This window comes from Kribbella sp. CA-245084 (genome assembly GCF_050942355.1).
Taxonomy (GTDB): Bacteria; Actinomycetota; Actinomycetes; order Propionibacteriales; family Kribbellaceae; genus Kribbella.
Map to the genome: position 1 here is coordinate 381,034 of NZ_CP192053.1, position 20,468 is coordinate 401,501.

Sequence of the window (20,468 nt, forward strand, 5' to 3'; positions counted from 1 at the left end):
AAAAGTGGCAAACGGGGGGCGGATGGCTGACTGATCCGGCAGGATGGGCCGGCGGTTGTTCTGGATTGGTGGGGATGCGGGGAGATGGCTGGGGAGTTGCGGGTTACCGAGGTGGACGGGGTTCCGGTCTACTGGGTGCCGGGTGAGCGTCGGATGCGGGCCAGCCTGTGGTTCCGGGGTGGCTTTGCGGACGAGACGCTGCCCACGCATGGCTGGCGGCACCTGCTCGAGCACCTCGCGCTGCACGATCGCGACACGATCCGCGTGCCGATCAACGGGCGCGTCACCATGCTGCATACGACCTTCGACGCCGAAGGTGAGCCCGAAGACATCGTCACCTTCCTGCGGGACCTCTGCGGTTGGCTGGGCGCGCCCGACTTTGGCGAACTGGAGCACGAGCGGCGAGTCCTGCGTGCCGAGAGCGCACGGCGACATCCGGGGCCTGTCGAGCTGCACATGTTGTGGCGGTACGGCGCCCAGGGGCCGGGGCTCGTCGCATATGACGAGTACGGACTGCAGACCGCCGAACCGGATCGTCTCCGAGCGCTGGCTGCGGAGGTTTTCGCCCGCGGGAACGCCGTACTCGCACTGACCGGTCCGCCGCCGGCGGGTCTGCGGCTTCCGCTGCCCGACGGTTCGCGGTCACCCGCCCGGATCGCCGTGCCCTGCGATCAGAGGTTGCCGCTCGGCTTCGGCGGTTCTCCGGGGTCCGTGGCGGTGTCGGGCGTGCTTCAGCGATCGACCGTCGGCCCGACGCTGGGGCGGGCCTTGCGGCGTGCGCTGGAAGACGGGTTCCGGCACGGCGCAGGAGTCGGGTACAGCGGATGGCACTCGTACGAACTGGTGGACGCGGAGAACGCGATGCTCACTGCCGGGATCGACATGCTGCCCGAGGCGCGACCGACGGTGGTCGCGCAGACCTTGGACGTACTTCGCGAGCTGTGCCAGCGCGGTCCGGACCCGACCGAGCTGCGCGACGACCTGGATCAGGAGATCCGGCGGATCAAGACCGAGCCGGCCGAACACTGGATGCCGTACGTAGCGGCACGCGAGGTCCTGCTGGGGCGTCCGGTACTGGAGCGCGACGAGCTGATTGCTGAGGCCGAGGAGATCACGGTCGGCGAGGTCCGCCGGGCCGCGGACGTGTTGTGGGACAGCGTGCTGCTGTCGGTCGATCCCGACGCGACGACCGATTCCCGGCTGAGCTGGGTCACTCGTCAGCCGGGCTCGAGGTCGACGCCCACCGGCCGACGCTTCAGAGCGGCCGGCTGGCCGATCGTGAAGGGCGAGCTGACCGTTGGCCGCCGCGGCGCTCACATCGAGACGGGATCCGCTGAGGCTTCGGCGTCGTACGACGACCTGGCAGTCCTGATCGCGTATCCGGACGGTGGTCGGCAGCTCATCCGGCGCGACGGGTATCAACTGCAGATCGAGCCGGCCCGTTGGCGGAACGGTCAACAGGCCGTGGCAGCCGTCGACGATGCCGTCTCCCCGGCGTTGAAGGTCCCGATGCCGCCCCGCGATCCGGAGGACATTCCGCGCAGCCCGGTGACGCGACGCCACCTGGCGACGTACCTGCTCAAGCAGCCTGCGTTCTGGGTCGCCCTGATCTGCGTCGCCGTGGTTGTCATCGGCCTGGCCAGCGGTATCCCGGCTCAGCGGATCGCCCAGCCGGGGGCCGTCGCCGTGCTCGTCGTCGGCGTCATCGTTGCCCTCTACAACCTCCGCCGGACCTAACTCAGGAAGCAGTCGCGTAGCTCGGTGAGTAGTTGGGACTTGTCGGTGAACGGCTCGGTTGCCAACCAGATCGTCTCGACCGCGGCCGAGAACGAGTCCACGTTGAAGGTGGCGGTGACCACCGTCACGGTGTTGTCGAATGGGTCGCGGTCATCGAACCACCCGTAGGCCTGGGCGACGAACTGGTGGACGGTGGCGCTGGCATCTGTCCCCGGTTCGACCCGTGGTGGCGGTCCGTTGAGGGTCTCGAGCCAGTCGGCGCCACGGTCCATGCGGTCCAAGATGCCGGCAATCCGCTCGTTGTCGGCGTACCCGGCCTCCTCGCACCCGCGTCGTGCCGCCCACCGTGCGATCAAGCGCAATGTCTGCGGTTCGGTCTGCTCGAGCGCATTCACCAATGCCCGGTCGATGAATGCCAGCTCCCGGCCGTTCATAGTGCGCTCCAGCCGTTCGGTTGGCAGCGTGCCGCCCCAGGCCGTCGCTCGCTCGGCGAGGCGTTGCTCTTCCTCCTGGCGCGCCTTCTCCTGCTTCAGTTCCGCGAGCTGGGCAGGTGTCGGCTGCTGGCGGGCGAACTTGTGCCAGTACGCCGCCTGCTTACTGGTCTCCTTCACCACCCGATCAGGCGCGGGCCTCGCCGGCCAGAACTGCAGAAGGTAGCGATCCACGAGCGGTTCACCGTCCTTCGGCGGCCCGGCCTGGTGTCCTTCGTCCATACCCCAGGCCGAGTAGCGGACCCGGTAGTCCGTCTGCGGTTCAAGCTCCAGCGACCACGGTCCGCCGCTTCCGCCCCAGGTGACCAGCTTGGCGTCACCGATCGGCCGGTACGGCGCCTCGACGACGTCCTCCGCGTCGTACTCGACCGACGGCATCGTGTCGTGCAGTTCGACGGTGAAGCCGACCCTGCCGGTGTGCAGCCCGGTGATCAGAAACAACTTCCCCGGCACCGCCGCGCCGCACAACCCGTTCCGCTGCCCGGCGAAACATTCACCGAGGTCGGCGTACTCCTCCCCACTCTCGACGTAGATCTGCGCGTAGGCCACCCACGCGGGCTCACTCATCGTCGTGCGCACCAGGCTCATCAGGCCAACTTCCTAAGTTCGGGAAACGCTTCGCGTAGCTCGTCGACCAGCGCAGGATCATTGCCGGCAGCACCAACCGCCAGCCACACGGAGCCAACAGCTGCGACGAGCGGATCCTCGAGGCCCGCTGTCCTGATCACCAACATCGCCTGCACCGGCCCGCTGAGCCCGGGATCCCAGTCGCCCGCGGTGGCGACGGCGTACGGACCATCACCGAACGCTCCGGGCGGAGGTTGGAATGCATCGTGAAGTGCCAGCCCACGGTCCATGCCGTCGAGCGCAGCCGCGATCCAGTCCACCTGATCCAGCCCCGCCGCCGTGCACGCACGCCGGGCCGACCAGCGCGCGACGGCGACGAGCGTGCCGGCGTTCGCCCGATCGAGCGCATCGAGAAGGGGTCGATCCAGTCGCGCCAGATCGTTCGCGTGCCAGACCTCGCGAACCCGCTCACTGGGCAAACTCCCGCCCCACGCCGCGAGCACTGCGGCTTGTCGAGTCGCCTCCTGCGCCTGGACCTGGATTCGCTCGAGTTCCTCGGTGTAGCGCGCCCGCTCTTCCGGTGTCGGTGGTGGCGGTGGGTTCCGCACATGCTCGTGCGAGTACGCCGCCTCCCGGCTCGTCACCTTCACGACCTGATCCGGGGCGGGTGATGCCGGCCAGAACTGCAGGACGTACCGGTCGACGGATGGCTCGCTTTCCTTCTGGCCATCTCGGTGAGCCGCGTCCATACCCCAGCCGCAGTACCGAACCCGATAGTCGACCTGCGGCTCGAGTTCCAACTCCCACATGCCCGCCGCGCCACCACCCCACGCCACCAAGGCGGGCTCGCCAAGTGGCCGGTACGACGCCTCGACGATCTCCTCCCAATCGTCGTCGACTTGCGGTTCCTCGTCGTACAACTCGGCCTCAAACGCGACCTGCCCCGAGTGCAGCCCAGTAATCAGAAACAACTTCCCCGCCACCGCCGCGCCACACAACCCGTTCCGCTGCCCGGCGAAACACTCCTCCATCGACGAGTAGTCCTCGCTACTCTCCACGTAGATCTGCGCATAGGACACCCACGCGGGCCCGCGCATCAACGTGCGGTGCATCTGTCGTTCCCCCCAGGATCGTCAGCCCCATTTGAACCACACCCGCGCACTCCCGTTCAAGCCACTGGACCTGCAACTTGGTGCAATCCGTGTTTACGGGCGGCGGTTCTTCGCCGTGTACATCGCCTGGTCGGCCTCGTGGAGGAGGGTGTCTAGGTCGGTGGTGGTGGGGGTGATGGGGACTGTGCCGACGCTGGTGGTGACCTCTACTGCGATGTTGGGGAGGGGGCGGCTGACGGCGGACTCCAGGCGGCCTATCAGCGCGGTCAGGTCGTCGCCGGCGATGTCTTCGGCTAGTACGGCGAACTCGTCGCCGCCCAGCCGCGCAACTGTGTCGCCGTGGCGGACGGCCGTGGTCAGGCGGTTCGCGATCTCGCGCAACGCGCGGTCGCCCGCTTCATGGCCGTAGCCGTCGTTCACGAGCTTGAAGTGGTTCAGGTCGCAGAAGAGGAGCGCGCCGGGACGGCCCGTCGTGCGGGTCCGCTCGAGGACCTTCGTGAATCGGTGCTGCAGCAACCGCCGGTTCGGCAGGCCGGTGAGTGGGTCGTGAGCGGCGTGGTGGCGGAGTTCGCGTTCGGCGTCCTTGCGGGCCGTCACGTCGTCGATCTGGATCAGCAGGATCCGCGGCCGCTCGGCGCCCTGTTCGACGATCGCCGCCGTACCGCCGAGCCAGATCGCGTTCCCGCTCGGCTGCGTGAACACCCGCTCGAACCGGTACGTACCGTTGCCAGCAGCAACATCTTCCAGGTCGGTCCGGGTCGACCCCGGCTCCTCGTCGCGCAGGAACTGCGCCAGCCGAGCCCCGAGCAGATCGCTGGCGTCGTACCCCGTGATCCGGCAGAAGGCGTCGTTGACCCGCAGGATCCGGCCGCGCTCTGGCCCGTCGAAGCCGATCGTCGCCATGCCGTTCCCGGCGCCCTCGAAGACCAGCCGGAACGTTGCCTCGCTCGCCTCCAGCCGCGTCTTCTCGGCGAGCAACTGATCCGTCAGCCGCGCCTTGTCGATCGCGAGCCCGGCCTGGGTCGCGAAGATCTCCAGCAGCTCCCGGTGGATCGGCCCGGGCCGGCGCTGGTCCTCGGGCAGGTCGACCGAGAGCATCCCGACCAGCTCCCCGTCCGAGGAGTACAGCGGCGCGAACAGCGCGTCGAGCGGATGCCACGCGCCCGGATCGTTGGAGACGGGTACGTCGGGCACCCACCCGACGACCTCGCCCTCGGGCAGCCGCTCGTGCGGCACGAAGCGCAGCTTGCCCCACGCGTCCGCGATCGCGAACTCGGTGTCGAAGATGTCCGGCGCACTGACCCGCCCGAGCAGCGCCTCGCGCGCCTCGGGTGAACCTGCGACCGCGATCACTTCGAACTTGCCCTCCGCGTGCCGCAGGTTCAGTACGGCGATCCCGAAGCCGAGCCCGTTCACGACGCCGTCGACGACGGCCTGCAGTGTTTCGGCAAGGCTTCGCCCAGCGCCCATCCGGGCGCTCACTTCGTACAGGCGACGGACGGCACTGAGCCGTACCGTTGGATCGTTCTGCACCCGTCGAGAATAGGCCGATCTCACGAGCTGTGAGCAGACGTAAACGGAATTGATCCGGTTTCGGGGGTGACTGACGGCTCCGCACCTACTGCGCGGCACTCGGCACGGCACCTCGCCGCACGGGACCGAAGGCCACGATGCTCCGCATCGAGACCTTCGCCCCCGCGCGCCGATGCACCGCACCGAGCACCTGCTCGCGACGGTGCGGAGCCGTCAGTCGCCCCCGCAGCGTTCGTTCTCACAGTCGTGAGAACTTCTCAGTACCGGATTTCGGTCAGGCCGCGGTAGCTGCGTTCGGCCGACTTCCAGGCGTCGGTGGGCTTGTCGTGCTCGACCAGCCACTGCTTCACGCCGCCCGCCTGGGCGTGCTCGAACATCGCGCCGAAGTCGAGCTTGCCGGCGCCGACGTCCTCCCACGAACCGTCCTCGGCCATGTCCTTGACGTGCAGCGCGGGGAACCGGCCGGGGTGCTCCTGGAACAGCTTCGCCGGGTCGTGCCCGCCGTCCACCGCCCAATACAGGTCCAACTCGAAGCCGAGCAGCTCCGGGTCCACGCCCAGCAGGATGTCGTACAGCACCTGCCCGTCGACCTCGTCGAAGTCGCGCCCGTGGTTGTGGAACAGCAGCTTCAGCCCGGCGTCGCGCGCCACCTTCCCGGCCTCGGTGAATGCGGCCGCCGCGGCCTTGAAGCCCTCGATGGAGTGCTGCTCGGACGGGATCGACGGTACGACGGCCCACTGCGCGCCGAGCGTCTTCACATCGGCGAGCGCGCCGGCCCAGTCGTCGGCCAGCCGCTTGTACCCGACATGCTCGAGCACGATCTTCAGCCCGGCGTCGTCGGCGTACGACCGGATCTCCTCGGCGCTGTGGTCGAACCGACCGCTCACGCCGACAGTCTGATAGCCGATCCCGGCGAGGCGCTTCAGCGTCCCCGGGTAGTCCTCGGCCAGAACGTCCCGCATCGTGTAGAGGTGCATCCCGATACCACCGGCGGGAATAGTCATGCAGACAGCTCCTCGGTAACTAGATGACGTGTTCCTTGTAGCGCGCCAGGGCCAGGTCGAAGACCTCCTGGCCGGGCGCGTCCCACAGTTGCTGGTTGAAGATCTCGACCTCGATCGGCCCGTCGTACCCCGCCGCGTCGCACGCCTCGCGCAGCCGGCGCAGCTCGATCGAACCGTCGCCCATCATGCCGCGCCCGAGCAGCGTGTCCTCCGGCAGCGGGACGACCCAGTCGCTGACCTGGTACGACAGGATGCGCTCACCGGCCCGCTCGATCTGCCGGTACACATCCGCGTCCCACCACAGGTGGTAGGCGTCCACGATCACGCCGACCTGCGACACCGGGAACTGCTCAGCCAGATCGAGCGCGCCGCCGAGCGACGACACCACACAGCGGTCCGAGCAGAACATGGGATGCAGAGCCTCGACGGCGAGCTTCACGCCACGTTCTTCGGCGTACGGCGCAAGCTCGGCGAGCCCGTCGCGCACCATGCCGCGCGCACCGTCGAGATCACGTGAACCCGCGGGCAGTCCGCCGCTGACGAGGACCAGGACCGACGTACCGATCGTTGCTGCCTCGTCGATCGCGCGCCGGTTGTCCTCGCTCTTCGCCTTGCGCTCGGCCGGATCGGTCGACGTGAAGAACCCGCTCCGGCACAGCGACGAGACCTTGAGGCCGGCGTCGGCGACGAGCTTCGCCGCCTTGTCGACGCCGTACTCCTGGATGGGCTCGCGCCACAGGCCGATCCATTCGAGGCCGTCGTTGGCGCTCGCCGCGACGACGTCTTCGAGCGGCCAGTACTTCGTTGTCGCCTGGTTGAGGCTGTACCTGTTCATGCGTCGACACCGCTCACGCGCAGCAGTTGGCGGAACCGGTCGACGGCGAGCTCAGGGTCGGTGAGTACGCCGGCCTGGTCGGCCAAGCGGAAGGTGTCGGCGAGATGCGGGAGCGACCGGCCCGTCTGGAGGCCGCCGACCATCGTGAAGCCGGGCTGGTGTCCGTTCAGCCAAGCCAGGAAGGCGATTCCGGTCTTGTAGTAGTACGTGGGCGCGGAGAAGATCTGCCTGGCGAGCGGGACGGTTGGTGCGAATACCCGCTCGTACTCGGCCAGATCGCCAGCGTCCAGGGCCTTCAGGGCGGCCGCGGCGGCAGGGGCGATTGCCGCGAAGATGCCGAGGAGGGCGTCGCTGTGGTGGTTCTCGTCGCCGCGGATCAGCTCGGGATAGTTGAAGTCGTCGCCGGTGTAGAGCCGGACGCTTTCGGGGAGTCGATTGCGTAGGGCAACTTCATACGATGCGTCGAGCAACGAGATCTTGATGCCGTCGACCTTCGCCACGTGGTCGTTGATCAGGCCAACGACCGTGTCGGCGGCGGATTCGAACGATCCGCTGCCCCAGTAGCCTTCCAAGGCGGGGTCGAACATGGGGCCGAGCCAGTGGAGGATCACCGGCTTGGTCGACTGGGTGAGAAGGCGGTCGTAAACCTTCCGGTAGTCATCGGGCGATTCGGCTGCCGCGCACAGCGCACGACTCGCCATCATGATCGGCTGCGCACCAGCCGCCTCCGCCACCGCAAACTGCTCTTCGTACGCCGAGACCACGTCTTCCAGCGAATGCTTGCCAGGCGCAAGCTGATCCGTCCCGGCCCCAACCGCGATCCGCCCCTCAGGCGCCTCACCCGCCGACCGCCGAATCAGCTCCTGCGTAGCCTTCCAGTCCAGCCCCATCCCACGCTGCGCCGTATCCATAGCCTCGGCCACAGACAACCCCAACGACCACAAATACCGCCGAAACCCCAGCGTATGCTCCCAATCCACCACCGCCGGCGCCCCCGGCGAGTTATCCCCCAACGGATCCGCAACAACATGAGCCGCCGCAAACGCCACCCGAGAAGTCGCCACCGAATAGGTGCCCCCAGCAACCGGCCGCCCAACCAACCGATACGTCTCCAACCCACCACCACCCGAACTCGCCCAGCCACTCACCACGCCCCGCGAGCCGCCGCCTGGTCCACCCGCACCACTCCGCGCGCCGCTGCCGCCCAGCACACCCTCCGCGCCGCTGCCCCGCAGCTCACCTTCCGCGTGGCCGCGCGCCGCCGCGCCGCGCGCCGCGCCGGCCCCACCGTTTGAGGCATCCGCCCGCACACCACCGCCTTCAGCGCCGCCGGCCGACGTGGGACTGGCGAGGTTTCCGGCGCTTGTAGGCAGCTTGAGTTCCAGCGTCATTACTTGACCTCGAGGTCGAGCTGAGGAACGTCGAGTTTGCGGCCTTCGTGCCAGGACTGGAGGCCCAGTTCGGCCAGCTGCACGCCCTTGGCGGCTTCGATGAAGTCCCAGGTGAAGGGGGTGTCGTCTACTACGTGGCGCAGGAACATCTCCCACTGGACCTTGAAGCCGTTGTCGAAGGGCTCGTTGTCCGGGACCTCGGCCCACTGGTCGCGGAACGGCTCGGTGGCCGGCAGGTCCGGGTTCCACACCGGCTTCGGTGTCGCCGACCGGTGCTGAGCCCGGCACCGCCGCAGCCCCGCGACCGCGGACCCTTCAGTCCCGTCGACGTGAAACTCGACCAGCTCATCCCGGAACACCCGCGTCGCCCACGAGGAGTTCATCTGCGCGACGATCCCGCCCTCGAGCTCGAACACGCCGTACGCCGCATCGTCCGCGGTGGCGGCGTACTTGTCGCCCTGCTCGTCGACCCGCTCAGGAATATGCGTAGCACCCTGGCAGTACACGGACTGAACCCGACCGAACGTCTGGTCGAGCACGTACCGCCAGTGGCAGAACATGTCGAGGATGATGCCGCCGCCCTCTTCGGACTTGTAGTTCCACGACGGCCGCTGCGCTTCCTGCCAGTCGCCCTCGAAGACCCAGTAGCCGAACTCACCGCGGACGGACAGGATCCGGCCGAAGAACCCGCCGTCGACCAGTCGCTTCAGCTTGCGCAGGCCGGGCAGTGACAGCTTGTCCATCACGACGCCGTTCTTCAGCCCGGAGTCGATCACGGTCCGGGCCAGATCGACCGCCGCGTCCAGGCTCTCGGCGATCGGCTTCTCGCAGTAGATGGCCTTGCCGGCCTCGACCGCGGCGCGGACGCCCTTCTCGCGCAGCTGGGTGAGCTGGGAGTCGAAGTAGATCTCGACGTCCGGCTGCGCCAGCGCCTCAGCCAGGTCGGTGGTCCACCGCTCCAGCCCGTACTGCTCGGCGATCCGCCGCAGCTTGAGCTCGTTGCGGCCGACCAGAATCGGTTCGGGGATGATCATCGTGCCGTCCGCGGCGGGCAGTCCGCCCTGCTCCCGGATCGCCACGATGGAACGCTCGAGGTGCTGGCGCAGGCCCATCCGGCCGGTGACGCCGTTCATCACGATGCCGATGCGTCGCTCGTTCACTGTCGTACCTCTCACGCTCGAGTGTCATAAACGTCGAGGCGGCCGCACATGCCGTGCAGGCCGGACTCAGTAGGTGCAGGAATTTGATGTAGCGCAGCTGATTCCAGGTGCGGCGCGGTCCCGGCCTCCAGCGCGTCCAGCGCGGTGCCGGTCTCGTCGGCGAGGCGGCGCGCGCCCTGCTCCCAGCGCTTCCGCCAGTCCGCGACCTGCGGCTGCACTAGCCGGATCGCGGCCGCGTAGAAGTCGTCCAGCGCGGACGGCCCCTCCGACTCGTACCGCTCCCGCAGTACGCCGTATCCCTGGACCGCGAGGTCGCGCCGCGCCATCGCCGACTCGGTCCGCGCGTCGTCGGCGAGCGCAGTCGCCTTCGAGTACGCCGAGCGGTCGGTAAGGTGCGCTGGCGGCAGCGTCATCACGGCGTCGCCGGCCTCAGGCAGACCGGAGTTCGACATCAGGGCAAGGATCTGGAGGCCACCGCGGTTGACGAGCCGGTGGATCATCCCGGGCCCGAACCAGACCACAGCGCCGGCCTGCAGCGCGGTCTCGCTGTACCCCTTCGTGGAGAGCGTCTGCACGGCGCCTTCGCCGGCGAGCACGTAGTACCCCTCGGAGCAGGCCAGGTGCACATGCGGCGTACCGCCGACCAGGCCGTCGGAGGCCTCGGCGTCGTACACCGTCAGTTTCGAGATACCGATCCCACCCGGCAGCGGCATGGCCGGTCCGGGCTCGAACTCACACATGCGCGCCTCCCTCCTGAGCCTGGGAAAGGGCTTTCCGCAGCCTGTGACCGTAACCATAGGTGGGCTGTTTCGGCGAGTCAACCTGTAACGGAAAGCGATCTCCGGCCAGAACCGGCCGACTGCGGCCAGTTACATCGAAGTAGATGACTCAGCTGGTGGTCAGGACGGCCGTGAGGTCCATGAGCGTGGGATAGCCGCGCTTGCAGGCGTCTGGGCACGCGGTTGTGGCCTGCGCCAGTAGGTCGCTGTCCAGGTCGGCCTGGCTGGTTGCGGACAGCACCCAACCGAGCGGGGCAGACAGCGACGGTTGCGTGCTTTGGTGCACGACGTAGAGGTTGTGCGGGAGCAGTTGCTGGCTGCGCAGCAGCGTGCACAGGTTCTGCGGAGAGGTGCAGAGCGAGTCGGCGGACAACTTACGGCTCAGCTCGGACAGCATCCTGCGGGCGTCGGTACCGTCACCGCGCCCCGTGACCAGCTTGGTCACAACGGGGACCACCGCCTCCGGTACGAGCGGCGCCGCAGACGGCCACTTCCAGCCGGTCCCGGGCGGGATCCGGTTGTCGAAGAGCATCTCGGTCGCGGATCCGGTGCTGTAGTCGGGCCCGGTCCCGTTCTCGATGTACACCACCATCGGTACGACGAGCTCGCCGGTGCCCTTGGCCAGCACGGCGTCGTTGTGATGCTCGACCAGCCCGGTCCATTGCGGCGCAAGATCGTTGACCGTGCCGAGACCCGTGTTGTCGGTGTATCCGCCGTCCACCAATTGCGCCGGTTCCAGTCCCCGGCAGCGTGCCGCCGTACCGGACGGGGTGATGTACGGGAAGCGGTTCGCGAGCATCGTGGCCGACAACGCGGGCAGGTCGCCGACACAGTCCTCCGGCATGTCTCCGTCAATGCGCCCGTACGCGCCGAAGAAGTCGTAGTTGTGCGCTCCGGCTCCGGACGACCCGCAGACGGGTTCGTTTCCGGCCGTTCGTGCTCCCTCGGTGAGATCGACCTGGCTCACGAGCGCGATGCAGCCGTCCTTGGTGGCTGTGGTGTTGAGGATCAGCTGGCCGGTGACGGCGTTGCTTCCCTCCGCCGCGGCCGTGCTCGGATCCGAGGCCAAGAACGGCCCGTGGAAGCCGGCCAGCATCGCCTCCCACCTGGTCTCCATCAGCCCGGCGCGGTCGAGCGACTGCCGTACAGGTTCACGGTACGGCGCTTTGTTCGCGAACCGCACGCCCGTCGTACTCGCCAGCAGATCCCCGGCCAGCAAGGAGATCGTCGCGGCGCCGAGTGCCTCGTGCCCGGACATCGTTCGTACCGAGGCCAGGGGCTGGTCGGTGAACCTGCCGATGCCCATCCCCAGCGCGCCCCCGCTCGCACCGGTCGAGAACAGCGTCGAGTGCCCGCCGCAACCGTTGCCTGCAGCACCTATCCGGTCGAGCGTCGCTGCCGTCCAGTACGCGGCGCGGATGCCGCCGCCTTCGGCCGCCAGGATCAGCATCGGGCGTAACGAGAACGTGCCGAGCTGGGCCGGCCGGCTCTCCCGGAGGAGGTCATCGCCCGCCTGGAACGGGACACTGCACCCCGGCTGCCGCAGCATGGCGTCGAACGCCATCTGCAGGCTCGGTCGCGATGGGACCGTTCCGGCGGCGATCACAGGGTGGATGTCGTTCTTCCCACCGGCCAGTCCGGTCGCGATCAGCGCGATGAGCAGCAGGGTGATGATCGGGGTCGAGCGGGTGCGCAGATGCTGGTGGAGGGACTGGAAGAGCTCGGGCGGTTGCCGGTCCTGGGCGGCGACCACCATCAAGCCGACCATGACGACCAGGACGCTGAGCGCGAGCATCACCGCGGCGAGCACACCCACGCCGTCGGCGATCGGCCGGGGGAACGCCGCAAGCAGGACGAATCCGGCAACTGCGCCGAAGAGCAGACCGAACCGCCACCAGCGGAGTGGACCGCCGTCGGGCTTGGCGTCAAGGCCAGGTGTCAGGAGCTTGCCGATCCACCCGCGAGCACCGCCGGCGGTCGCCCACCCGGCGATCGTTCCCAGCACCGGACCCGCGACGAGCCAAGGAGCGATGGTCAGCGCCGCGCCGATCAGCAACGCGATCCAGGCGGGGAAGTGCGCTGCCGAAGCCATGTCCGCCCGGTTGAGAGCCGCCGGTGCGGTGAACGCACGGATCATCCCCAGCCCGGCCAGGGACAAAGCTGCCACCGTCAACGCATCGCCCGCCGCCATCACATCGTGCGCGTACTCGGGGTAGATGGGACGCAGGGATCGCGGCCGCGGGGACGCGAACCGGCGCAGCAGGAGTGATGACACGACAACGACCAGCGGAATGCCGCAGAAGATCGCCAGCCGCAACCAGAAGACAGTGCCCAGACTTCGTCCGGCCAGTTGGATGACGAGGGCGATCAGCGGCAGGAGCAGCGGACCGATGATCCACAGCCGGAAGTCGAACCGACGCGGTTTCGTCCGGCAAGGTCCGTCGTACAACGGCCACATGATGGCGGCGCCGTTCACTCGCCGGACAGCCCAGTCGCTGCGCAGCCTGCCGAGGAGGAAGATCGCGGGCAGTACGACGACGAGGTACACCGCGCCGGCCAGCAGCGCGTGACTGAGCCCAGTGCCCGAATCCAGCCAGCGGCGTTGGACATCCGGCATCTGGTCCAGGACGTTGCTGCCCGGGATGACCGCCAGCGCCGCGATCGGCAGGAACGCGAGCAGGCTGAATCGCTGGAGGTACAAGGCCCGCCAGATCCGGCCCAGCGAGGTGTCCTTGACCTTGGCGAGTCCAACCGCGACGAGGGCAACCACCGCCAGCCATTTCAGCGCCGTCAACCAGGTCAGCACGGTGACCAGGCCGTCGGAAACGCAGTCCTCGCCGGCGCAGCGCTGAACGTGGCCGAGCACTGCGGTCACACTGTTCTCGGCCACGTCGAGGATCGCGAGCGGAGCGACTGCCCACCAGGGCAGCAGCCGGGTCAGCGCGATCGTGTACGTGCCGATGAACAGGAAATCGAGGAACAGGTAGTCGCCCAGAAGTTCCTGCCAATGCTTCAGTTGATCGGCTGTCAGGATCAGGTTCCACTGCTCGATCCGCGCCGCCGGATGCGGCCCGGACATCTCGTTGAACGACCAGGACTGGCCGTTCGCGTCCAGAAAGCCGGCCGACAGCAGGCTGAGCTCGTTCATCGCCAGCGCGAGCATGACGAGAACGGCCAGGTATGCCCCGACAGTTCCGAACTTCGCCGGAGCAGGTGGGTTCTGCGCAGTAACGGTCACGTTCGCCTCCCCGGAACGTGAGCGCCGGCGATACGAACACCTGGCCGGCTCCCCCTACCTGCTATATCGAGGTGGCATGCGAGCTGTTACAGCCGGTCACCAAACGAGTGCCGAACAACAGACAGCGGGACCGTCTGGTTGGAACCGTGGCGCAGTACGGTCCGTCCTAGCTCGTCGACAAGACACCCGCCCCCGGTCGAACGGCCGGACTCTTGTGGAGGCATGCATGGCCAACAGGATCAGCAGACGGCAAGCCCTGATGATCGGTGGCGGTGCGCTGGCCGGCGCCGCGGCGTTCGGTTCGGTGGCAGGCGCCCGGTCCGCCTCGGCGGCGACCGAGTGGTTCCGGCTTCCCGTGATCACGGCGAACATCGGCCGCAAGAACCTCGCCGCCCGCGGGCCCGCGATCCAGGCTGTGCGCAGCGGCGATCCCGGCAACCGGCCGTTCGTCGGCTGGCAGGAGATCAGCGAGGGCGACACCGGCGAGCCGGCAATGATCAGCCAGAACTTCGGCGACGCCTACGCCAACGCGTTCCTCAACGACCACAGCTCCTACCGGGTGCCGATCTCCGTCCCGACGCCGTGGAAGGTGATCAACTCGAAGCCGACCTTCGTGCACGGCGTCGTCCCGAACGTGAGCCCGCCGCGCTGGATCAACGAGGTCGTCGTCGAGCACGGCGCGCATCCGGGGCTGAAGTTCGTCCTGATCAACACGCACTACCTGCACGGCGCGTACAACGGTGACCAGAACCCGAACCTGCGTGCCTACTACGACCTGCACAAGAAGACCCACCGCGAGCGGGTGATGGCCCACAACGACAAGGGCCACCTGGTGATCTGGACCGCGGACACCAACAATCCCAGCTACGACAAGGCGACCGGCCAGGACGCCGAGCGCAAGGTCTTCGCCGACGGCATCGACCGGATCAACTGGCTGCCCGGCGACGGCACCGTGCAGCTCGACCTCGTCACCACCAACGTGGTCCCGATGAACGTCGACGACCACAACGCCCGCGTGGCGATCTTCCGGGTCAGGCTGGCCTGACCCGGACGGAGGCGACCGCTCGGGCCCATTGGGTCCGGAGCTCGGCGCGGGTGGCGGCATCGAGCCGGGGCTCGAACGTCCGGTACGAACGCCGCGCGGCCCAGCCGGTCGTCGCACCCAAGGTCGTCCAGGCCAGCTCGGCCGCGCCGAGGGCGGAAACCTCCGGTACGTCGGCAGCTTCGACCGGCCGGCCGAGAAGGTCCGCCTGGGTCTGCATCACCAGCTCCGACACAGTCGCCCCGCCATCAGCACGCAGGCTCTTCACCCCTCCTGGGATGGTGTCGGTGATGTCGCAGATCTGATGCGCAACGGCGTCGACAGCCGCCCGGGCGATGTGGGCGCGAGTCGTCGAGCTGTTCATCCCGGTCAACGCCGCCCGCGCCTCGCGGTCCCAGTGCGGCGCGCCCAGCCCGGCAAAGGCCGGCACGAGTACGACGCCATCCGCCGACGGCACTGTCGCCGACGGCACTGTCGCCGACGGCACGGTCGCCGACGGCAGAGTTGCCGACGGCACGGTTGCGGCAAGGGCGACGAGGCCGCCGACGTCGGGCAGGCCGAGCAGGTCGGCCGTCCAAGCGAGCGCCGCGCCTGATGACACGATGTTTCCTTCGAGCGCGTACACCGGCCGATCCGTCAACCAGGCCAGCGTGCAGCCGCTCTCGACGAACCCGTCCACCGGCGTCATCACCGACGACCCGGTGCCGTACGTCGCCTTCACCATCCCGGTCTGCGTGCACCCCTGGCCGTACATGGCCGCATGCGAATCCGCGAGTACGGCGATGATCGGGATCCCGTTCGGCAGACCCGGCACGCCGGCGGTCACGCCGAAGCCCGCGTCGGACGGCCGTACTTCGGGCAGCGCGGACCGCGGTACGCCGAACGCGTCGAGCAATTCCGTCGACCAGTCCAACCGCACCGTGTCGTAGAGCAGCGTCCGAGAGGCGTTCCCGGCCTCGGTCAGATGCTCACGGCAACCAGTCAGCCGATGGATCAACCAGGCGTCGACGGTGCCGACCAGGGCGTCGGACTGATCGAGGAGCCAGCGCATCTTCGGTGCCGAGAACATCGCATCCACCCGGAGCCCGGTCCGTTGACGGACCAGATCGTCAACGGCGGAAGGCAGTTGGGCGCACCAGGCGGCAGTGCGGGTGTCCTGCCAGCCGAGGACAGGGCCGACCGGTTCGCCTGACCGGCTCCAGCCGACGACGGACTCGCGCTGAGTGGAAAGCGCGATCCCCGCGAGGTCGACCGAGGAGGTCGCGGTGGTGAGGCACGTTGCGATCGCCCGCAGCACGCTCTGCCAGAGGTCCTCGGCGTCCTGCTCGACCCAACCGGGCCGTGGCGTGGACAGACCGACCGGAGCAGAGCCCGTCGCGAGAACGCTCCCGTCAGGGGCCACCAGGACGGCCTTGGAGTTGGTCGTGCCCTGGTCGATCGCGAGTACCGCCTGGACCATCCGCCCTCCAAGTTTCAACTGAACCCTTGACGGGACTCTAGCCTCGTGGCGACACTCATGGCGACAGCCTATGCACTACTGAATATCTATTCACAAATCCAGGAACCGAGGAGTGCGCGAGTGAAGCCGAGTAGACGCCGGGTGATCATCAACACCGATGCCAAGAACGAGGCCGACGACCAGTTCGCGATCGTGCACGGGCTGCTGTCGCCGACCTTCGACGTACGCGGCCTGATCCCCGCGCACTTCGGCACCCACCGGTCGGACCGGAGCATGGAGGAGTCCCGCGAGGAGATCGACCTGCTGCTGGACCTGCTCGACCTGACCGGCAAGGTCCCGGTCGCGAACGGCGCGACCACCGGCATCCCGGATGAGCAGACCCCGCTCGACTCGCCCGGCGCCCGGCTGATCATCGAGGAATCCAAGCTGGCCTCGAAGGGTGACCCGCTGTTCGTGGCGTTCCTCGGCCCGATCACCGATATGGCGTCGGCGATCCTGCTCGAGCCCGATCTGGTGAACCGGGACATGATCGTGGTCTGGATCGGCGGCCGCGGCTACAACGGCTACGCGGCCGACCACCGGCTGGAGTTCAACCTGTCGAACGACATCCACGCCGCGAACGTCGTGTTCGGCTCTGGCATCACCGTCTGGCAGGTCCCGAGCGACGTCTACACGAAGGTCTCGGTCAGCTACGCGGAGCTCGAGGAGAAGATCGGCGACGCCGGCCCGCTCGGCAGGTACCTGATCGACCAGCTGGTCGAGTGGAACGCGACGTACCACGGCGAGCCGATCGAGTCCCGCTCCCTCGGCGACTCGCCCGCGATCTCCCTGATGCTCTACCCGCACAGCGGCAACTTCCGGACCCGTCCGGCGCCGCGCTTCGGTGTCGACGGGTGGTACCTGCCCGGCACCGACAACCCCATCCAGGTCTGCGAGCAGGTTGACGTCCGCTTCCTGCTGGAGGACATGTTCGCCAAGATCCGCCGCTTTGCCCGTCAAAGGAGCACCTCATGAGCACGTCGTACACCCGCCGTGGTTTCCTCGGCCTCACGTCCGCCGCCGCACTCGGCGCCGGCCTGTCCGCCTGCACCGGCGGTGGAGCGTCGACGGGCGGGGGAGCCACCCAGGCGGCGTCGAACAACCTGCGCCTGTTCACCTACGAGGACGACTCCACGATCGGCCTGCTCAAGGCCCAGGTGAAGAAGTTCGACGCGCAGAACGGTACGACGACCACCGTCGACAGCCTGCCCGGTTCCGGCGCGGCGGTGTACCCGGACAAGCTGCGGACCGAGCTGCTTGGCGGCAAGGGCCCGGACGTCTGGCGGATCTGGGGCGGTCAGATCGGCAGCCCGTTCGCGAAGGCCAAGCAGGCACTGGACCTGAGCAAGTACTACGACAAGTACGGCTGGGACTCGAAGATCAACACCCGCGCCATCGGCGGCATGACCTTCGACGGCGTGAAGTCCGGCGTACCGTTCCTGGCCCTCGGGGTAGGGGCTTGGTACAACAAGTCGCTGCTCGCCAAGGCCGACGTGAGCGGACCGCCGACGACGTACGCCGAGCTCGAGGCGATGAACGACAAGCTGGTGGCTGTCGGCGTCACGCCGTGTGGGCTGGGCGGCAAGTACGGCTGGGACATCATGCGGCTGTTCGAGTACCTGCTCGAGCACACCGCCGGCCCGGACCTGCACGACAAGCTGCTGACCGGCGCCGAGAGCTGGGACCGGTCCGAGGTGGTCGAGGCGTTCACGCTGTTCAAGAAGTGGCAGGACAAGAAGTGGCTGCCGCAGGGTGCGCTCGCCCTCGATCCGGCCGATGTCGAGCCGTGGTACGTCCAGGGGAAGACGGCGTACACGATCACCGGACCGTGGACCGAGGCGGCGGCGATCCTGGCCGCGAAGAAGAGCTCGTCCGCCTTCGGCAACTTCGAGCTGCCGACCGACAAGTCGCCGGCCCGGCACTCGGGCTTCGTCGAGGGCTACATGATCAACGCCAAGTCCGGGAACGCGGACAAGGCCGCGGCGTTGATCGACTTCATCGTCCAGCCGGCCACCCAGAAGGCGATGAACATCACCGCCTCGACGGTCAAGGGCGCCGAGCCCGACCCGAAGACGCTGCCGCTGGCGGCGCAGTGGTCGCAGAAGTACGGGAACAACCCGTTCTACACGATCCAGGACCAGGCGTTCCCGAAGAAGCAGGCCGACCAGTACTTCAGCGTGCAGAGCGACCTGCTGCAGGGCAAGGTCGCCCCTGACGCGGCGTCGAAGAAGATGCAGGAGATCGTCTCCGCCTGGGCGAAGAGCTAGCCGATGGCAACGACAGTCGCTGTTGCACGGTCCAATCAGCAGAAGCAGCCCAAACGCGGCGGCCGGTGGTCCCCGTGGTTGTTCGCCCTGCCCGCGCTCCTGGTGTACGTCGCCTTCCTGGTCTACCCGGCGGTGTCGTCCCTGTGGTTCAGCCTGACCGACTGGGACGGCCTGAGCGCGACGTACAAGTTCGTTGGCCTGGACAACTACTTCAAGCTGCCGCACGACCCGGTCGTGGTGACGGCGGTCCGGAACAACCTGATCTGGACCGTGGTCACGATCGCGGTGCCGACGATCATCGGCCTGCTGCTGGCGATCGCGCTGAACGGCAAGGTGCACGGGAAGCCGATCCTGCGGCTGATCTTCTACACACCCGCGGTCCTGCCACTGGTGTCCATCGCGAGCATCTGGGGCTGGCTCTACAACCCGCAGTACGGCGCGATCAACTCGTTCCTGCGCCTGATCGGGCTGGACGGGCTGGCGCAGCCGTGGCTCGGACAGGACTCGACCGCGTTGTGGGCCGTCATGGTGCCGGCGATCTGGTTGCGCACCGGTTTCCCGATGCTGCTCTACTTGGCCGCCCTGCAAGGGATCCCGAACGAGCTCTACGAGGCCGCGACCGTGGACGGTGCGTCCAAGTGGCAACAGTTCTGGCACGTGACGATGCCGAGCCTGCGGCCCGCGCACTACATCGTGCTGGCGTTGTCGCTGATCGACTCGTTCAAGGTCTTCGACATGATCTACGCGATGACGTACGGCGGTCCTGGTACGTCGACGCAGGTGATGGGAACGTGGATGTACTTCAACGTCTTCCAGTACTACCAAGCCGGCTACGGTACGGCGATCGCCGTCGTGATCACGCTGGTCGCGATCGCGGTCGGCATCCCCTACGTCCGCTCGCAGACGAAGGAGGCGTCATGACCTCGATCGCTCCCGCCCGCGTGGACCTGCCGCTGGATACGGCCGCGGTCGAGCCGGTGCCGACGTCGCCGAAGGGCCGCCGGGGTCTGGTGATCACGCTGGTCCTCATCGTCGTCGCGTTGTTCTGGATCTCACCGCTCGTGCTGCTGGTGATCACCGCCGTCCGGCCGCTCGCGGACTTCATCGGGAACGGGCCGTTGTCCTGGCCCGACCAGCTGACCTGGAAGAACTTCTCCGACGCCTGGGACATCGGCAACTTCGCCACGACCTACAAGAACAGCGCGATCCTGGCCGCGATCAAGGTGCCGCTCGGCGTGCTGGTCTCGGCGATGCTCGGGTTCGCGCTGGCCAAGCTGCGGATGAAGTTCCGCCGGACGGTGATGTTCACGGTGTTCCTCGGGCTGACGATCCCGATCTACATCACGATCGTGCCGGTCTTCATCATGATGCGCTCGCTCGGCGCCACCGACAGCATCTTCGGGCTGATCGGGCCGTACCTGGCCTTCGGTATCCCGTTCGAGGTGCTGGTGCTGCAGTCGTTCTTCCGGCAGATCCCGGACGAGATCATCGAGGCCGCGAAGGTCGACGGCGCCGGCGACTGGCGGGTGTTCTTCACGATGATCCTGCCGCTGTCGGTGCCCGCACTCGTGACGGTCGCGATCCTGGACGCGGTCGCGACCTGGAACGAGTTCCTGTTCGCGCTGATCCTGCTGAACTCCGACGCGCACAAGACCATCCCGGTCGGACTGCTGAACTTCCAGGGCCAGTTCGCCAACAACAACACCGGACTCGCGGCGGGCATCCTGATCGCCGTGGTCCCGATCCTCATCGCCTACACCCTGCTCCAGCGCTGGATCGTCGGCGGTCTGACCGCCGGCTCCCTCAAAGGATAG

Annotated in this window: 16 protein-coding genes; 6 read left to right on the forward strand and 10 right to left on the reverse strand. The window is 67.8% G+C overall.

The genetic code is table 11. The annotated features are described in order from the left end of the window. Positions 1 to 84: 84 nt before the first annotated feature. Entirely contained in the window at positions 85 to 1,737 is a 1,653-nt protein-coding gene (locus ACQPYH_RS01980) for a hypothetical protein (RefSeq protein WP_432885698.1), read from the forward strand. On the opposite strand, the gene ACQPYH_RS01985 is transcribed toward ACQPYH_RS01980, so the two are convergent. The 9 genes from ACQPYH_RS01985 to ACQPYH_RS02025 form a co-directional block, all read right to left on the reverse strand. Then, entirely contained in the window at positions 1,734 to 2,816 is a 1,083-nt protein-coding gene (locus ACQPYH_RS01985; protein ID WP_432885700.1) for a hypothetical protein, read from the reverse strand. The two genes, ACQPYH_RS01980 and ACQPYH_RS01985, sit on opposite strands and share 4 nt — an antisense overlap. Next, positions 2,816 to 3,907, reverse strand: a complete 1,092-nt coding sequence (locus tag ACQPYH_RS01990; RefSeq protein ID WP_432885703.1) for a hypothetical protein — start codon at positions 3,905 to 3,907, stop codon at positions 2,816 to 2,818. Before ACQPYH_RS01990 ends, ACQPYH_RS01985 begins: the two co-directional genes overlap by 1 nt. Positions 3,908 to 4,000: 93 nt before the next feature. Beyond that, positions 4,001 to 5,440 (reverse strand): diguanylate cyclase domain-containing protein, encoded by a 1,440-nt coding sequence (locus tag ACQPYH_RS01995; protein WP_432885706.1) that lies wholly within the window; start codon positions 5,438 to 5,440, stop codon positions 4,001 to 4,003. A 257-nt stretch (positions 5,441 to 5,697) separates the two neighbouring features. Then, entirely contained in the window at positions 5,698 to 6,444 is a 747-nt protein-coding gene (locus ACQPYH_RS02000; RefSeq protein ID WP_432885708.1) for a sugar phosphate isomerase/epimerase family protein, read from the reverse strand. Positions 6,445 to 6,463: 19 nt separating this feature from the next. After that, the gene (locus tag ACQPYH_RS02005) at positions 6,464 to 7,279 is read right to left on the reverse strand and encodes a sugar phosphate isomerase/epimerase family protein (RefSeq protein WP_432885712.1); all 816 of its coding nucleotides are present in this window, start codon (positions 7,277 to 7,279) and stop codon (positions 6,464 to 6,466) included. After that, positions 7,276 to 8,670, reverse strand: a complete 1,395-nt coding sequence (locus tag ACQPYH_RS02010) for a dihydrodipicolinate synthase family protein (protein WP_432885715.1) — start codon at positions 8,668 to 8,670, stop codon at positions 7,276 to 7,278. The genes ACQPYH_RS02005 and ACQPYH_RS02010 overlap by 4 nt, the downstream gene beginning before the upstream one ends. Next, the gene (locus tag ACQPYH_RS02015; RefSeq protein WP_432885717.1) at positions 8,670 to 9,830 is read right to left on the reverse strand and encodes a Gfo/Idh/MocA family protein; all 1,161 of its coding nucleotides are present in this window, start codon (positions 9,828 to 9,830) and stop codon (positions 8,670 to 8,672) included. The genes ACQPYH_RS02010 and ACQPYH_RS02015 overlap by 1 nt, the downstream gene beginning before the upstream one ends. A gap of 11 nt (positions 9,831 to 9,841) precedes the next feature. Then, entirely contained in the window at positions 9,842 to 10,570 is a 729-nt protein-coding gene (locus ACQPYH_RS02020) for a cupin domain-containing protein (protein ID WP_432885719.1), read from the reverse strand. A 148-nt stretch (positions 10,571 to 10,718) separates the two neighbouring features. Beyond that, positions 10,719 to 13,847, reverse strand: a complete 3,129-nt coding sequence (locus ACQPYH_RS02025) for a hypothetical protein (protein ID WP_432885722.1) — start codon at positions 13,845 to 13,847, stop codon at positions 10,719 to 10,721. 226 nt (positions 13,848 to 14,073) lie between these two features. Between ACQPYH_RS02025 and ACQPYH_RS02030 the strand changes: the two genes are divergently transcribed. After that, positions 14,074 to 14,892 (forward strand): hypothetical protein, encoded by an 819-nt coding sequence (locus ACQPYH_RS02030; RefSeq protein ID WP_432885724.1) that lies wholly within the window; start codon positions 14,074 to 14,076, stop codon positions 14,890 to 14,892. On the opposite strand, the gene ACQPYH_RS02035 is transcribed toward ACQPYH_RS02030, so the two are convergent. After that, positions 14,879 to 16,348 (reverse strand): FGGY family carbohydrate kinase, encoded by a 1,470-nt coding sequence (locus tag ACQPYH_RS02035; RefSeq protein WP_432885727.1) that lies wholly within the window; start codon positions 16,346 to 16,348, stop codon positions 14,879 to 14,881. The genes ACQPYH_RS02030 and ACQPYH_RS02035 overlap by 14 nt on opposite strands. 120 nt (positions 16,349 to 16,468) lie before the next feature. Here ACQPYH_RS02035 and ACQPYH_RS02040 point away from each other — a divergent pair, with 120 nt between their 5' ends. From ACQPYH_RS02040 to ACQPYH_RS02055, 4 genes are read left to right on the forward strand one after another with little or no spacing between them, the layout of a single operon-like run. Then, positions 16,469 to 17,362: a nucleoside hydrolase gene (locus ACQPYH_RS02040; protein WP_432885729.1), complete on the forward strand. Its 894-nt coding sequence runs from the start codon at positions 16,469 to 16,471 to the stop codon at positions 17,360 to 17,362. Continuing rightward, the gene (locus ACQPYH_RS02045; RefSeq protein WP_432885731.1) at positions 17,359 to 18,654 is read left to right on the forward strand and encodes an ABC transporter substrate-binding protein; all 1,296 of its coding nucleotides are present in this window, start codon (positions 17,359 to 17,361) and stop codon (positions 18,652 to 18,654) included. Before ACQPYH_RS02040 ends, ACQPYH_RS02045 begins: the two co-directional genes overlap by 4 nt. A gap of 3 nt (positions 18,655 to 18,657) precedes the next feature. Then, complete coding sequence (locus ACQPYH_RS02050; protein WP_432885734.1) at positions 18,658 to 19,575, forward strand: carbohydrate ABC transporter permease; 918 nt, start codon at positions 18,658 to 18,660, stop codon at positions 19,573 to 19,575. Further along, the gene (locus ACQPYH_RS02055) at positions 19,572 to 20,468 is read left to right on the forward strand and encodes a carbohydrate ABC transporter permease (protein ID WP_432885737.1); all 897 of its coding nucleotides are present in this window, start codon (positions 19,572 to 19,574) and stop codon (positions 20,466 to 20,468) included. The genes ACQPYH_RS02050 and ACQPYH_RS02055 overlap by 4 nt, the downstream gene beginning before the upstream one ends.

Coding starts and splice junctions, on each gene's coding strand:
- ACQPYH_RS01980 (WP_432885698.1), top strand. CDS start 85: ATGGCTGGGGAGTTGCGGGTTACCGAGGTGGACGGGGTTCCGGTCTAC.
- ACQPYH_RS01985 (WP_432885700.1), bottom strand. CDS start 2,816: ATGAGCCTGGTGCGCACGACGATGAGTGAGCCCGCGTGGGTGGCCTAC.
- ACQPYH_RS01990 (WP_432885703.1), bottom strand. CDS start 3,907: ATGCACCGCACGTTGATGCGCGGGCCCGCGTGGGTGTCCTATGCGCAG.
- ACQPYH_RS02000 (WP_432885708.1), bottom strand. CDS start 6,444: ATGACTATTCCCGCCGGTGGTATCGGGATGCACCTCTACACGATGCGG.
- ACQPYH_RS02005 (WP_432885712.1), bottom strand. CDS start 7,279: ATGAACAGGTACAGCCTCAACCAGGCGACAACGAAGTACTGGCCGCTC.
- ACQPYH_RS02010 (WP_432885715.1), bottom strand. CDS start 8,670: ATGACGCTGGAACTCAAGCTGCCTACAAGCGCCGGAAACCTCGCCAGT.
- ACQPYH_RS02020 (WP_432885719.1), bottom strand. CDS start 10,570: ATGTGTGAGTTCGAGCCCGGACCGGCCATGCCGCTGCCGGGTGGGATC.
- ACQPYH_RS02030 (WP_432885724.1), top strand. CDS start 14,074: ATGGCCAACAGGATCAGCAGACGGCAAGCCCTGATGATCGGTGGCGGT.
- ACQPYH_RS02035 (WP_432885727.1), bottom strand. CDS start 16,348: ATGGTCCAGGCGGTACTCGCGATCGACCAGGGCACGACCAACTCCAAG.
- ACQPYH_RS02045 (WP_432885731.1), top strand. CDS start 17,359: ATGAGCACGTCGTACACCCGCCGTGGTTTCCTCGGCCTCACGTCCGCC.
- ACQPYH_RS02050 (WP_432885734.1), top strand. CDS start 18,658: ATGGCAACGACAGTCGCTGTTGCACGGTCCAATCAGCAGAAGCAGCCC.
- ACQPYH_RS02055 (WP_432885737.1), top strand. CDS start 19,572: ATGACCTCGATCGCTCCCGCCCGCGTGGACCTGCCGCTGGATACGGCC.